Consider the following 13,678-nt stretch of genomic DNA (forward strand, 5'->3'; position numbering starts at 1 on the left):
TGCTTACCTCGCCAGGTTGCGAACACGTTTCAGATCGGTATAACCTCCGCGGGGACCGAGCGTATCCGTAATCCACTTGATCGCTGCCATATGATCATTCAGTACCACCTGACTTAGCGGATCAGGTCCGCTTCGCTTCTTGATTCGTACTGCATTCATTCTACCCACAGGTACGTGATGAACAGCGCGTACCCGAAGTCCGCCGATCACAGCCTTGGCTTGTGCGAGTGGCGGAACTTCCAGTGAGGATATGCCCATGACCTCAAGTCCTTTTCGGCTTATTGCATGTGGAATAGCTGTCATGGATGCCCCCCGGAGATCGGATCTTGCGAGTATGCTGTTCAACATGTGTTTGGCCTCCACTACCGGATGAACGGGATGATGAGTGACCGGCCCATGGTAGTCGTTAAGCGCCACATCCGTTCCCTTCAGCACAGCCTTCACGTAAGGCGCAAGGTGCTCTGCGGGAATTGCGATATCTGCATCAGTAAATAACAACACCTGACCATAGGCAGCTGCCGCGCCTACTTTTCGTCCTCCATCATGCCCCAGCGCTTCTGCATACGTGAGCACTCGTGCTCCAGCCCGTTTGGCTGCGTTAGCCGTACCGTCTGTTGAACCATTCACAACGACAAGCACTTCAGCATCACGGCATATCCGCCGCGCTTCACGGACAACTGCACCAATCCTTTTCTCCTCATTCATAGCAGGAATAATGACCGAGAGCATCGGTCGCTGAGAAACATCCCTGTGTGAAGGAGCATCACTCATGCCATTTTCCGCTCCATTCTCTACTCCATCCTTAGCCTGTGACATCAGCTGTTTGGATGGAATAACGAACGTATAGGCCTTTGTACCCTTTTTGTGTCCAGACTTCCATTTTCGTTTCTTCAGTACTGTTTTTCTTCGTGTCACATTGGATCGGGTTGCATAACGTGCTGTGGCACGGGTTTTGCGCAACAGTTTCACCTCCCGCATTCGATCATCGGCATGCCAAGGGAGTACACGTTATTCTATGTATTCGTGGAGCCGTGGAAACGGCGTTTGTCCTTGCACTAAGCAGGTTCTCCCTGTGAACACGAGGGTACAGGCCTTACTTCTAGACAAAATACGTCAAAATATGTGGAAAACGCTACCTCTCCCCTACTTCAGACACAATTTTAACAAAAATCTAAAATTGTATCTTTTCCAAAGTTTTACATTGTGATAATATACGATCCAAGCAGATTTATTTACAAAAATAACCTTGTGGTGAACATAAGTTCCCCTATATTTTTTAAATCAATTTATTGACCTTAGGTTGATTAGATGATGACCTCATTCACAGAACTTGTTAAGCAGATACATTCTACTCTTGAGAGGAGTGATGCCGTTCAGAACACACTGCATTTGTCATTTACGCAAACCCGGATTGAACACCCCAGTTTTCCGTGAACGTATCTTCTACCTGCGCAATTGGACAACCCCCGGCGGTCCAGCCCCACGCTCCGCGCTGCCCAAGTTGCAGACGGAATTCCAACCGAGACTGGCATGAACATTTTCCAACCAAAAAATAAGTTTAAGAATGGGAGAGTTTACTATGAAATTTGCCAAAGTTATGCCAACAATTCTTGGAGGAGCTCTTTTGCTCGCTTCCGTGTCCTCTGCTACTGCAGCTCCAGTGTCTGATCAATCCATTCCACTTCAGGCCCCTTATGCCTCTGAGGAGGGTATTCCATTGAACAGTGGAACAGATGACACTATCTTTAATTATCTTGGACAGCAGGAACAATTTCTGAATTCCGATGTGAAATCCCAGCTCAAAATTGTCAAAAGAAACACAGATACATCTGGCGTAAGACACTTCCGCCTGAAACAGTATATTAAAGGTATCCCGGTTTATGGTGCAGAACAGACGGTCCACTTGGACAAAACCGGAGCCGTGAGCTCCGCACTTGGCGATCTTCCGCCGATTGAAGAGCAGGCCATTCCGAATGATGGTGTAGCCGAGATCAGCGGAGAAGACGCGATCCAGATTGCAACCGAAGAAGCAACCTCCCGGATTGGAGAGCTTGGTGCCGCGGAAATCACGCCTCAAGCTGAATTGAACATCTATCATCATGAAGAAGATGGCCAGACGTATCTGGTTTACATTACGGAAGTAAACGTACTGGAACCTGCCCCTCTACGGACCAAATATTTCATTAACGCAGTGGATGGCAGTATCGTATCCCAGTTTGACCTCATTAACTTTGCCACCGGAACAGGTACAGGTGTGCTTGGAGATACCAAAACCCTGACAACCACCCAATCCGGCAGCACCTTCCAACTGAAAGACACCACTCGCGGCAATGGCATCCAAACGTACACGGCAAACAATGGCTCCTCACTGCCTGGTAGCTTGCTCACGGATTCGGATAATGTATGGACCGATCGTGCAGGTGTAGATGCTCACGCTCATGCGGCTGCTACGTATGATTTCTACAAAAACAAATTCAACCGTAACGGTATTAATGGTAACGGATTGTTGATCAGATCAACCGTGCACTACGGCTCCAATTACAATAACGCCTTCTGGAACGGGGCACAGATTGTCTTTGGTGACGGAGATGGAACGACGTTCCGATCCCTGTCTGGTGATCTGGATGTTGTGGGCCATGAATTGACGCATGGCGTTATTGAATATACAGCCGATCTGGAGTACCGCAATGAACCAGGTGCACTTAATGAAGCCTTTGCCGATATTTTCGGTAATACGATCCAAAGCAAAAACTGGCTGCTCGGTGATGATATCTACACACCTAACATTCCAGGAGATGCGCTGCGCTCCCTCTCCAACCCTACATTGTATGGTCAACCTGACAAATACAGCGATCGCTACACAGGCTCACAGGACAACGGCGGTGTCCATATCAACAGTGGTATCATTAACAAAGCTTACTACCTTGCTGCTCAAGGCGGAACACATAATGGTGTAACTGTTACTGGAATCGGCCGGGATAAAGCGATCCAGATTTTCTACAGCACACTGGTGAACTACCTGACACCAACGTCCAAATTTGCAGCTGCCAAAACAGCTACCATCCAAGCTGCCAAAGATCTGTACGGAGCGAATTCTGCTGAAGCTACTGCCATTACCAAAGCGTATCAAGCTGTAGGCCTGTAAAATTTTATTTTAATGCGGTTGAACTTATAATGTACTTATCCTAATGGTAACAAAACGTTCAGACACCCCTCACCGTCCGAACGGATTAAGCTGATATCAATCAAAAGCGGTGTCCCGGACAACTCTGGACACCGCTTTTGTCATTTGTTTATTACGGATACAATCCTGCACTATCCTTGCGAAGGTCCCGCAGCAATCCATGACAACAATCCGTACGTATGCTTGCAATCTGCTGTACGTGACACTTCAAGTACCGCTTCATCCTCACTCTGCGAGAGCAGGGAAATCTGGAATCCCCGATCATTGCTCATGCCCACAATCACATAATGTTCTGAAGCAAATGATTCTTCAAAAACAACAGTTACCTCTGTGCATACTTCACTCTCTGGCAGTACAAAAGCTTCCATCCCGAATTGTTGTACAACCGGTTGTTTGCTTACGCTGCGAACGGGCTGGAAGGCCAGATGTTTGGCCTGAACTGCCCCCGATTGCAACTGGCTGCTGCCCACAGCATCATCACACAGATGCTCCTGTGTAATCGATTGTTCACTTAACATAAACTCCGTAGTTCCAACAATCTCCTGTGACCGTTCAAGCTGTGGTTGCTGAGCCTGATCTGTTTGGGATATCAGCTCTTGTTGTTGCTCCAGACCAGCACTCGGCAATGCCTCGACAATGACCTGCTGTGATTGCTGTACACCTTCATTTTGTGGTTGAAGCAATCCCTCTTGTCTTTTGATAGCTGCCAGCTGCTCCAGCGTTTCTCCACTGAACTGACGAATCGCATTCCAGATCTCTACACTTAAATGGGCAGGACCAACAATTCCCGCATTCAAGTGATTGGAGGTAATGCTTTGGTCACCCAGTTTGCTGCCAGTTACACTGCCATCAGCTAGTTTGGCGCTCGTTACGGATCCATTCTGCAGGTGAATTCCGCTTACCAATTCCTCTTCCAGATGGACTGTGCGAATACTGCGTTCCTGAATATGATCAGCAAGAATGGTTCCATCCTGAATATGACGAGATTGCACACTTTTGTCTGCTATGTGAATAGCCGATACCGCACCTTCAAGTAATTTATTACCGTTCACACTGCCGTCAGCCATTTTGGCACTTGTTATGGAACCATTGTGCAGGTGAATCGCACTTACCGATTCCGCTTTGAGGTGGGAGATCCCAATGCTTCGCTCTTGAATATGGTCAGCATGTATGGCTCTCTCTTGGATATGACGGGATTGCACACTTCCATTGGCAATATGGACATCCGACACCGCATCTTCAAGCAGTTTGCTGCTGCTCACACTGCCATCGGCCAGTTTGGCACTTGTTACGGACCCATTTTGCAGATGAACCGCACTTATTGCTTCCTCCTCCAGATGGGACGTACCAATGCTATGTTCCTGAATATGATCAGCAAGGATCGCTCCTGTCTGGATATGGCGACTTTGCACACTTTCCGATGCGATATGGCTCCCCAATACAGCATCTTCGAGCAATTTGCTGCCGCTAATGCTACCATCAGCCAATTTGGCACTTGTGACGGACCCATTTTGCAGATGAACCGCACTTACTGATTCCTCTTCCAGATGGGCTGTGCCGATACTTCGCTCCTGAATATGACCAGCATGAATAGCTCCTGCCTGAATATGCCCGGATTGCACACTTTCCGATGCGATATGAATCCCGGATACCGTACCTTCAAGTAACTTGCTGCCAGTTATACTGCCATCCGCCAGTTTGGCACTCGTTACAGATCCATTTTGCAAATGAATGGCACTTACCGACTCCTCTTCCAAATGTGCTGTGCCGATGCTCCGCTCTTGAATATGATCAGCAAGGATTGTTCCCTCTTGAATATGACGGGATTGCACACTATCGTCTGCAATGTGGATATCTGATACTGCTCCTTCAAGCAACTTGCTGCCGGTTACACTGCCATCGGCCAACTTGGTACTTGTTACAGATCCATTTTGCAGATGAATGGCACTTACTGCTTCCTGTTCCAAGTGAAGCATGCCGATGCTGTGCTCCTGAATGTGATCAGCAAGGATTACTCCTGCCTGGATATGGCGGGATTGCACACTTTCAGAGGCGATATGGATTCCTGACACCGCATCTTCGATCAACTTACTGCCGGTTACACTGCCGTCGGCCAGTTTGGCACTGATGACAGACCCATTTTGCAGGTGAATCGCACTTACTGCTTCCTCCTCCAGATGGGTTGTGCCGATGCTCCGCTCCTGAATATGGTCAGCATGAATAGCCCCTGCCTGAATGTGCCCGGGTTGCACACTTTCGGACGCAATATGAATCCCCGATACGGTTCCTTCAAGCAATTTGCTGCCGTTTATACTGCCATCCGCCAGTTTGGCACTTGTTACAGATCCATTTTGCAAATGAACCGAACTTACAGCCTCCTCATCCAGATGAACTGAGCCAATACTGCACTCTTGAATATGATCAGCAAGGATTGCGCCTTCTTGGATATGACGGGTTTGCACACTTTCATTGGCAATGTGAGTAGCCGATACGGTTCCTGCAGCTAATTTGCTGCCATCCACACTACCCGTTGCTAATTTGGAGCGTGTTACAGATTCATCCTGCAAAATAATCGTACTTACCGCTTCTTCTTCCAGATGAGATGTTCCGATGCTGCGTTCATGGATATGATGAGGAAGAATCTCACCATCTTGAATATGACGGGAATGCACAGCTCCTTGCTGCAGGTGAACAGCACTTGTTGACTCTGCCTGAAGATGCAAACCACTGATCAAACCTGGCTGAAGGTGAGCTGCTGTAATGGATAAAGGTGCCAGATGGTCTGTTTCGACAGATCCGGGTGCCAAGTGATGCGACGTAACCACCTGTTCAGCAATATGCTCCTCATGAATAATGTCTGGCTTCAGATGCTGTGAGCCCACTACTTGAGTCCCCAAATGATCAGACTTCACGCTGCCTTCAGCCAAATGGACGGATTGTACAACGGATGGCTGCAAGTGCTCGCTACCTACAGCAGCCTGTTGCAGTTCTGTCCCGGATACCGAGTCTGCTGTCAAATGGTCCGCACTTATGGAGCCATGCCGAAGTTTGTTGCCGGTAATACTGCCATCAGCGAATAACTCGGGCGAGCGTATTTCTTCCGACAAATGTTCCAGTGAAACGGCATGCTGCTTCAGGTGATATCCGCGAATGGTTCCTGCTGGAATATGTTTGGCGTTAATACTCTCTGCCATAATCTTGGAAGAAGTCACGCTGCCGTCTGCCAGTTTAGCTGACGTAACAGCAAAATCCGCCAGTTTATCTGTGGCAACACTTTCTGGTGAGAGCTTGGGGGAGGTAACCGCATGATCTGTTAGATGAGGCGGAAAAATGGACCCGCCAGCCAGCTGGGCTGAAGTTACACTATCAATAGCCAATTTGTCTGTTGTGACCGCGGACCGTGCAATCGCATCCGTTTCAACACTGCCCGGCTGAAGATGAGGTACACCTACGGCATGTTCTGTCAGATGTTCTGATTTCACTGCATAAGGTCTTAGGGCCTCGGAACCCACGCTGCCTGGAGCCAGATGTGTCCCTGTGACTCCACCACTCGCAAGATGCGAGGATATAACACTTCCCGGGGCAAGCGCTCTGCTACTTACTGATGCCGTTCCAAGCTTTTCTGTTGTCACACTTCCATCCGCGAGTTTAACGTCTGTAACGGCAGCATCCTGCAATTCATACGTACCCACGGCCGACTCTGCAAGATGCCGCTCACACACCACGTCGTCTGCAAGAGCGTCTCCGGACACACTTCCGGCAGATAGATGAGCTGCCTCGATGCTTCCACTTGCAATGTGAATAGAGTGAATTGCGGAATTGTCCACATGTACCGGTGTAATTCCCCGATTCGCAATGTGTTCCGCACGAATGGACCCTTTGGCAAGATGTTTACCCTGTACGGCTTCATCCGCGATTTTGGAAGAAATGACGCTCTGATCAGAGATCTTGGATGCCGTAATGGACTGCTCCAGCAATTTGGCTGTTCCCACAGACTGGTCTGCCAGTTTGCTGCTGGTTACTGCACCTTCCGTCAAATGCTCACTGCCCACTTCTCCATTGCCAATCTGCTCCTTGCCAACGGAATGAGCTCGAATCTGACTTGATCCGATTGAACCGTCCAGGAGATGTCTTCCAGTTAGTGAACCCTCAGCTAAATGTCTTGTTTGTATGGATCCATCCTCTATCTGGTCACTTCCAATACTGCCACTTAATAGTTGTGGACGACCGACAGCCCCTTCTGCCAGATGTGTCTGTTTAACAGCACCTGCCTGAATGTGGTGAGATTCGATGGATAGTTCTTCGATTTTGCTGCCTGTGACAGCAGCTTCCCGAATTTTGGACGTAGTCACTGCATCGTCAGCAAGTTTGGAGGTATTCACAGCTCCCCCCGTGAGATGTCTTGTATCCACCCCGCTAATCGCGATCTTGTCTCCGGTCACGGCATGATTCTTAATTAATTCTTCCGTGACCAGCATGCGGCTGAGATGTCTTGTGCCAATGGAACCGTCGGCAATTTTGGCCGAATCGATGACCTGGTTGCCAAGCTTCTGAGAAGTAATACTGCCATCTCTGATTTTCTCACCGGCAATAGAAGCATTTCGTATTTTATGACCAGACACAGAACCGTCAATCAGGTGCTCCTCAGATACAGACGCTTCCGCAAGTTTCGCCGAAACAATGGCCCCGTCGGCAATGTGAATGCTGGTCACCGCATAATCCTGCAATGCCTCACTGCCGACCGCATCCGGTTTCAGCTTGGAAGCATCTACAGAGAAAGGAGCCAACTTGCTCTCCGTAACAGCAAATTCACTCAAGTCGTCCGTGTAGATGTAATGTCCGGTATGACCCGGCATCTGGTTTTGGTTCAGGATCTGCAGCCGGTCCTTGTTTGTCACCTCCTGCTTTTTGATGTCCTGCTCTTCTTCCAGAGCAAGCGGAGCCAAGCTGCTAACCTGAATCTGCTTTTCCGAGCTATCTTGTGTCTCGACTTCCTTGCGATCAGACTCTACGGGTTCCGGCATGATTTTGGCTTCAATCTCTAGCTCTTCCAGCTCGTTTGTTGAAGCAGGTAGCTCCGTTGATTCGAATAGGAATTCTTCCGACTCCTGAACAGCTCTCGAATCCCTTTTATTCGTATTCAAGCGTTCTTCCCTATTCACAGTGAAACCTGAGTTCATCTTGTCTGCCCGGCGATCAGTCAGTTCCAATTCCTTAAATTTCGGGCTCACATGCCGCAGTTTCGGCGTTGGAACCTTCTTTTTGCCATTTTTACTCATGCAGCTTGCTCCTTCCTCTAACGTTCATCTCCGGCATCATATGCTCCCATATGGGCATCTGCCACTTCATTTATGACTTTTGCGGATTCCAGAGCACGAATGTACAGGCGTCAAGACAGGAAGGTTCGATGATCTTTGTGGAAATAGGCGTGTCAGGGCAGCAGAGGAAAGGCGGCTGTCCACGCCCCCGTCCCAGTCATGTCATAGGATATTATGTCTAGGTCATGTCTGAAAACGCGCTGAGCAAGCACTAGTGCATGGCTATGCATATATACACCGGTCTGCGTTATCGCGATGTCTGAGCCATGCGGTGACAGGCCGGCATTCCATGAATGGACGATCCATGGTCGCGATAACATCGAAGGAGGAACGGTCATGCTCCAAGAAACGATCGGCATTATGTTCGATTCACGCATGTACCGGGGGATACCGGCCGGAAGGACCGGTCAGGAATCACTCGCGAATTATGAACAGGCAGCGGCCAGTTATGGATTAACTCCCTGCTTTTTGAGGCTGGAAGATATCGATTCGGATCAAAAAACATGTCTTGCCTATGTAAAAAAAGAAGGCAGATATGTTCGCGAGCGCATGCCACTGCCCTCCGTCATTCATAACCGCTCACTCCAGCTTCGCCGGACGGAACAGCATCAGATTACCAAGCTGATGTTGCAGGGTATCCAGGTATTCAACGTTCGCAACCGGTACCGTAAAGATCACATTCATGACATGCTTCAGCAGGACCCCGCCTTGAGAGAACACCTGCCCCATGCAGTTAAAGCTACGCCAGAATCTCTGGCCTATATGATGGAACAACATGATGACCTCGTCATCAAACCATGCAGCGGTAGCATCGGTCATGGGATTATGCGAGTCTTTGAGCGAGATGGACAGTGGAAACTAACCTGTGAGACGAAGGCTGCACGCAAAGGGTGGGCTACCTTCCGATTGAGCAAAGGACAGCTTCCTTCCGCCACCCTAAGGCGGATATTTCGCCATGCCTACCTCATTGAAGAGCGTATCCCACTGGTACGTTATGAGGGCAGGCCGGTAGATTTGCGGGTATCTGTACAACGTGGCGGCGATGGTCTTTGGGGAATAACAGGCATGTTTGCCAAAGCGGCTCCTGCCCATACGTTTGTCAGCAATATCGCCCAGGGAGGTAAAGTCATGAAGCTCGCGGAGGCCCTTGGATTAGGGGAATCTGGCTTCGACCTGGCTCGACTGGAATACAGAATCGGACTCGTTGCACTTCGAATTGCCCAGAACCTGGCTGCCAGTCTGCCACATCTGGCTGATCTGGGTCTTGATCTCGGGATAACGCGCAGCGGCCAGATCTACTTTATTGAATGCAATGGACGGGATCAGCGTTACGGTTTTCGCAAGGCGGGAATGTCGGAACACTGGAAGGCAACGTACAGCAAACCGATGGCTTATGGGCGTCTGCTGCTGGAACAGAATTCGAGAATTCCGAGACAACCGCAGACATACGATAGGAGACTATATTGATTTCGTGTGCATTCTGTGTCAATATTATGCAGAACGGCCGGTCTTGCCGGCCTTGAAGTTCGCATTAACCCTAAGGGGGATATTCATGGCAAAAACGCTGTTGCGATTAATGACCGAGCTTTCTTCGCGCAAATGGATCTCCCGGACTGTGGGAGCCTTCTCCAAAAGCCGGGGAAGTAAGGCATTTATCCCTTATTTTGTCCGGACTTACGACATCCCTGTTCAGGAGGCCGAGAAAGACTGGAAGGAATACCGTTCACTGAACGATTTCTTTACCCGCAAATTAAAGCCGGGCATGCGCCCGTTGGAACTTTCAGAGCATGCACTGATCAGCCCGGTAGATGCCAAGATTACGGCAGCCGGTCCAATATCTGCAGGGACACTCCTGAATGTTAAGGGACAAAATTATACACTTGCTGAATTATTAAACCATTCTCCCCATCTGGAGAAGTACAAGCACGGGTACGGGTTCGTCCTCTATCTCAGCCCTCGCGACTATCACCGCATTCATGCACCTGTCAGCGGCCGCAAAATAGAGAGCGAACACATCAAGGGCAAAGTTTATCCCGTGAATGACTTTGGCCTGACCCATATGAGATCCGTGCTTAGTCGAAACGAACGGCTCATTACGTATATCGCACATGATTACGGTGAAGTGGCGGTTGTCAAAGTAGGTGCGATGAACGTGAGTAGCATACAATATGCTGATACGGACACAAGTACCTGGGCACAAGGCGATGATCTGGCCTATTTTGAATTCGGTTCCACCGTTGTTCTGCTGACGCAGAGTGGCACATTCGAACCGAAACCGGGCTTACAGCCAGGCGATTCGGTCAAAATGGGCGCATTGCTTGGTCGTTTGAAACCGAAGAACTAATGAGTCCATACGCAAATAAAGAGGATGGCGCAGCACCTGTAACCAGGTATTGCGCCATCCTCTTTATGCATTCATATTCATCCATGTATACATGCAATACGAAGCTTCGCTCCGTCGTTATTGGTCTGCTGAGTTCTCCTCAAAACCACACATCTTGCAAGTCCTCTGCCGGTTTGAAGCGACGCAGACGGTTCCGGAAAATATTGCATCCCTTCGTAGAGCATCCCCGGTTGCGGACCCGACGTTTTCCGTTCATCACAAGTTCCCCCTTTTGGTCATCTGGAATGCTAGATCATTACCCTTGCGTTTCAGACTTGAAACGGTTTCCTGTTTTTCTCATCAGAATTTCAACGAATCTCGGACGGGCTTTTGCCGGTATATTGCTTGAACTGACGACTGAAGAAGAAAATATCCCGGTAACCCAGAGCATCCGCCACTTCGGTCACATTCATGCCGGTATGCACCAGCAGATGTTCCGCCCGTTCAATACGCATGCGGATAATATAAGATTGCACCGATGATCCCACCAGTTCCTTGAACTTGATCGAGAAGTATCGGGGCGATAAGCCAGCCCGCGCAGCCAGATCTTCCACCCGATGCGTAATCCCGGGATGCTGACGCACATAATTGGCGACCTCCTGGATCACATCGGATAACTGGTTGCTCACCTTTTTCTCCACAGGTTCTTCCGTATCAGCGCGCAGCAAATGAATCATCAATTGTTTCAGAATCAATCGGCTCTCTTCATCACGTCCGTACACATCCGATAAGAACAGTCTTACATAACGTGCCAGCAAATGCTCAAACTCCACCGTTTCCTGTACCTCGCGATAGGACTGCGGAACATCAGCAACAGGCACGTCCACATCAAAATGAATATACGTAAGTACCAACGGTTTTTGCTTATTATGTGTTGCAGTAGGATGATCTCCTGGTCTGAACAGAAAACAACTACCCTTGCCAACTTCATACGACTGGTCATTCAGTACAAGCGTTCCTTCACCACTCCATACATAAAATAAATCATAGTTTTGCATCGGTTTTTCGCGCTTCTGCCACTTCCAGCCCGGTTCACAGACAATTTTGGCGACAGCGGGCAAAATAACAAATGATGACGGCGATGCCTGCAGCATGTCGCCACTCCCCCTTGATAGTTAATCTCTCTGCATATGGCATCATTCTGATCTGAATCTCACTTCTTCAATCAAGGCCATATGTATATCAGTATCTTGCATCATTCAATACAACCTGCTCATATATGATCTCTGCTCCTACAGGAGCGAAATGTCTTATCCCATTATACAGCGGAATTCACCGAAACGAAAATGTGCACTTCTCCCAGGCTAGCCGCATTCGCCGGATTCCCTCTGTTATCTCTTCTTTCTCCAGATGTGCAAAAGCAAAGCAGGCCGCCGGATGACCTGAAGTCAACCGATATCGCTCTGCATCACGGAACAATATGCCATCCTCCTCGGCAAGCTTTTTAAATCGATGATAACTGTCCACATCGCCATTCCAGGTAGCATAGATATGTAGTCCTGCATCACCAAGCTGCATCGTGAATGCTTCAGGCAACTGTAGTTCCATCTCTCGCACAAAAAAATCATGCCGTTCCCCGTATAACCGGGTTAACCGTCGTAAGTGCCTCAGGTAACCTCCTCGGGTCATAAACTTCGCCAGTGCGCGCTGCTCCAGCAGTGCGGGAGGTACCGGTTCATACAACGCCTTGGCGGCAAGGAGAGGTTCTACCAGACCAGGTGGCAGTACAGCATAGCCAAGTCGGAACGAAACAACCATCGTTTGTGAGAATGAACCAACGTAGATGACGCGCTGTTCACGATCAAGCACTTTGAGGGGTTCAATCGGTCTTCCGCCCCATCGGAATTCACTGTCATAATCATCTTCAATAATGACCGCATTACGCTTTGAGGCCCACGCAAGCAAGGCACGTCTTCTGTCCAACCCCAGCACGGCCCCTGTTGGAAACTGCCGGGTAGGGGTGACAAATAACGTCTGTGCCTCCCAAGGCTGAGGAATAATGCCTGCAGCATCCACCTCTGCCGGGATGATATGCCCACCACAGGACTTGACGGCATGGGCGATACCCGGATACCCCGGATTCTCTAATACAACTGCTGTATTCTCCGTTATCAGCAATTGAGATAACAAGGTGATGCCTTGCATTGAACCACTGAACAATACAATCTGAGAGGGTTCAGCCTGGATACCACGTGTCCATCTGAGATGGGAGGCGATGGCCTCACGCAGCTCCGGATCACCGGCTACACCGCTCGATTCTCGCCAACCACTGCGATGAACCGCAGCGAGTGCACTCTTCCACTCCCCTAACGGGAAATGTTCTGCAGGCATGCGCTGCATTTGAAAATTAATGACGGACGGCTTCGTTGAATACATCTGAGTCCGCAGGACTTCATGTTGCATATTCAACCGCTGTACTCGTTCGCCCCAGGCAGACAACTTGAAAACGGCTTCCTGTTTTTCATTTTCCTGAGTGGATAATGTTTCAGTTACAAATGTACCTCTTCCCCGATGTGCATGGACATAACCATCCGCAAGCAGCATGTCGTATACCTGAGCTACCGAACCACGTGACATCTCATATTGCCTTGCCAACTCACGGGTGGAAGGAAGCCGCGTGCCTCCTACCAATGTGCCTGCATGAATGGCATCACGTAACGCATGGTACAGTGCCTCATACTTGTATCGATGCTGAAGTTCATAGGTATCCATGGGCAGCCACAATTCCATCATGCACCTCTCTTCATTTTTCTTCATTATGTGATTCCCGACAAATTGGCCTACTAAAGTGAA

General features: G+C 49.2%; 8 protein-coding genes. 3 read left to right on the forward strand and 5 right to left on the reverse strand.

What is annotated here, in order from left to right:
• Nucleotides 1–3: 3 nt before the first annotated feature.
• The gene (locus MKY66_RS24270) at nt 4–960 is read right to left on the reverse strand and encodes a glycosyltransferase (protein WP_083657056.1); all 957 of its coding nucleotides are present in this window, start codon (nt 958–960) and stop codon (nt 4–6) included.
• A gap of 436 nt (nt 961–1,396) precedes the next feature.
• On the reverse strand, nt 1,397–1,519 hold the full coding sequence (locus MKY66_RS24275) for a hypothetical protein (protein WP_339806199.1): 123 nt from the start codon (nt 1,517–1,519) through the stop codon (nt 1,397–1,399).
• Between the two features lie 60 nt (nt 1,520–1,579).
• Between MKY66_RS24275 and MKY66_RS24280 the strand changes: the two genes are divergently transcribed.
• Nucleotides 1,580–3,145 (forward strand): M4 family metallopeptidase, encoded by a 1,566-nt coding sequence (locus MKY66_RS24280; protein ID WP_076211143.1) that lies wholly within the window; start codon nt 1,580–1,582, stop codon nt 3,143–3,145.
• Between the two features lie 170 nt (nt 3,146–3,315).
• Here MKY66_RS24280 and MKY66_RS24285 read toward each other — a convergent pair whose 3' ends face one another.
• Nucleotides 3,316–8,463 carry a WIAG-tail domain gene (locus tag MKY66_RS24285; protein WP_076211141.1) on the reverse strand — a complete coding sequence of 1,716 codons (5,148 nt, stop codon included), beginning with the start codon at nt 8,461–8,463 and terminating at the stop codon, nt 3,316–3,318.
• Nucleotides 8,464–8,838: 375 nt separating this feature from the next.
• Between MKY66_RS24285 and MKY66_RS24290 the strand changes: the two genes are divergently transcribed.
• Both MKY66_RS24290 and asd read left to right on the forward strand, forming a co-directional pair.
• Nucleotides 8,839–9,969: a YheC/YheD family protein gene (locus MKY66_RS24290; RefSeq protein ID WP_076211131.1), complete on the forward strand. Its 1,131-nt coding sequence runs from the start codon at nt 8,839–8,841 to the stop codon at nt 9,967–9,969.
• Nucleotides 9,970–10,054: 85 nt separating this feature from the next.
• A complete protein-coding gene (gene asd, locus MKY66_RS24295; protein ID WP_062837904.1) occupies nt 10,055–10,846 on the forward strand; it encodes an archaetidylserine decarboxylase in 792 nt (263 codons plus the stop codon).
• Between the two features lie 347 nt (nt 10,847–11,193).
• Here asd and MKY66_RS24300 read toward each other — a convergent pair whose 3' ends face one another.
• Complete coding sequence (locus tag MKY66_RS24300) at nt 11,194–11,979, reverse strand: AraC family transcriptional regulator (RefSeq protein WP_036605807.1); 786 nt, start codon at nt 11,977–11,979, stop codon at nt 11,194–11,196.
• Between the two features lie 178 nt (nt 11,980–12,157).
• Nucleotides 12,158–13,615, reverse strand: a complete 1,458-nt coding sequence (locus MKY66_RS24305) for a PLP-dependent aminotransferase family protein (protein ID WP_076211129.1) — start codon at nt 13,613–13,615, stop codon at nt 12,158–12,160.
• Nucleotides 13,616–13,678 lie beyond the last annotated feature (63 nt).

Origin of the sequence: Paenibacillus sp. FSL R5-0766, from assembly GCF_037971845.1 — a bacterium.
GTDB lineage: Bacteria > Bacillota > Bacilli > Paenibacillales > Paenibacillaceae > Paenibacillus.

Excerpts from the sequence above, each read along its gene's own strand:
- MKY66_RS24285 (WP_076211141.1), bottom strand. The coding sequence starts at position 8,463 with ATGAGTAAAAATGGCAAAAAGAAGGTTCCAACGCCGAAACTGCGGCAT.
- MKY66_RS24305 (WP_076211129.1), bottom strand. The coding sequence starts at position 13,615 with ATGGAATTGTGGCTGCCCATGGATACCTATGAACTTCAGCATCGATAC.
- MKY66_RS24290 (WP_076211131.1), top strand. The coding sequence starts at position 8,839 with ATGCTCCAAGAAACGATCGGCATTATGTTCGATTCACGCATGTACCGG.
- MKY66_RS24300 (WP_036605807.1), bottom strand. The coding sequence starts at position 11,979 with ATGCTGCAGGCATCGCCGTCATCATTTGTTATTTTGCCCGCTGTCGCC.
- MKY66_RS24280 (WP_076211143.1), top strand. The coding sequence starts at position 1,580 with ATGAAATTTGCCAAAGTTATGCCAACAATTCTTGGAGGAGCTCTTTTG.
- asd (WP_062837904.1), top strand. The coding sequence starts at position 10,055 with ATGGCAAAAACGCTGTTGCGATTAATGACCGAGCTTTCTTCGCGCAAA.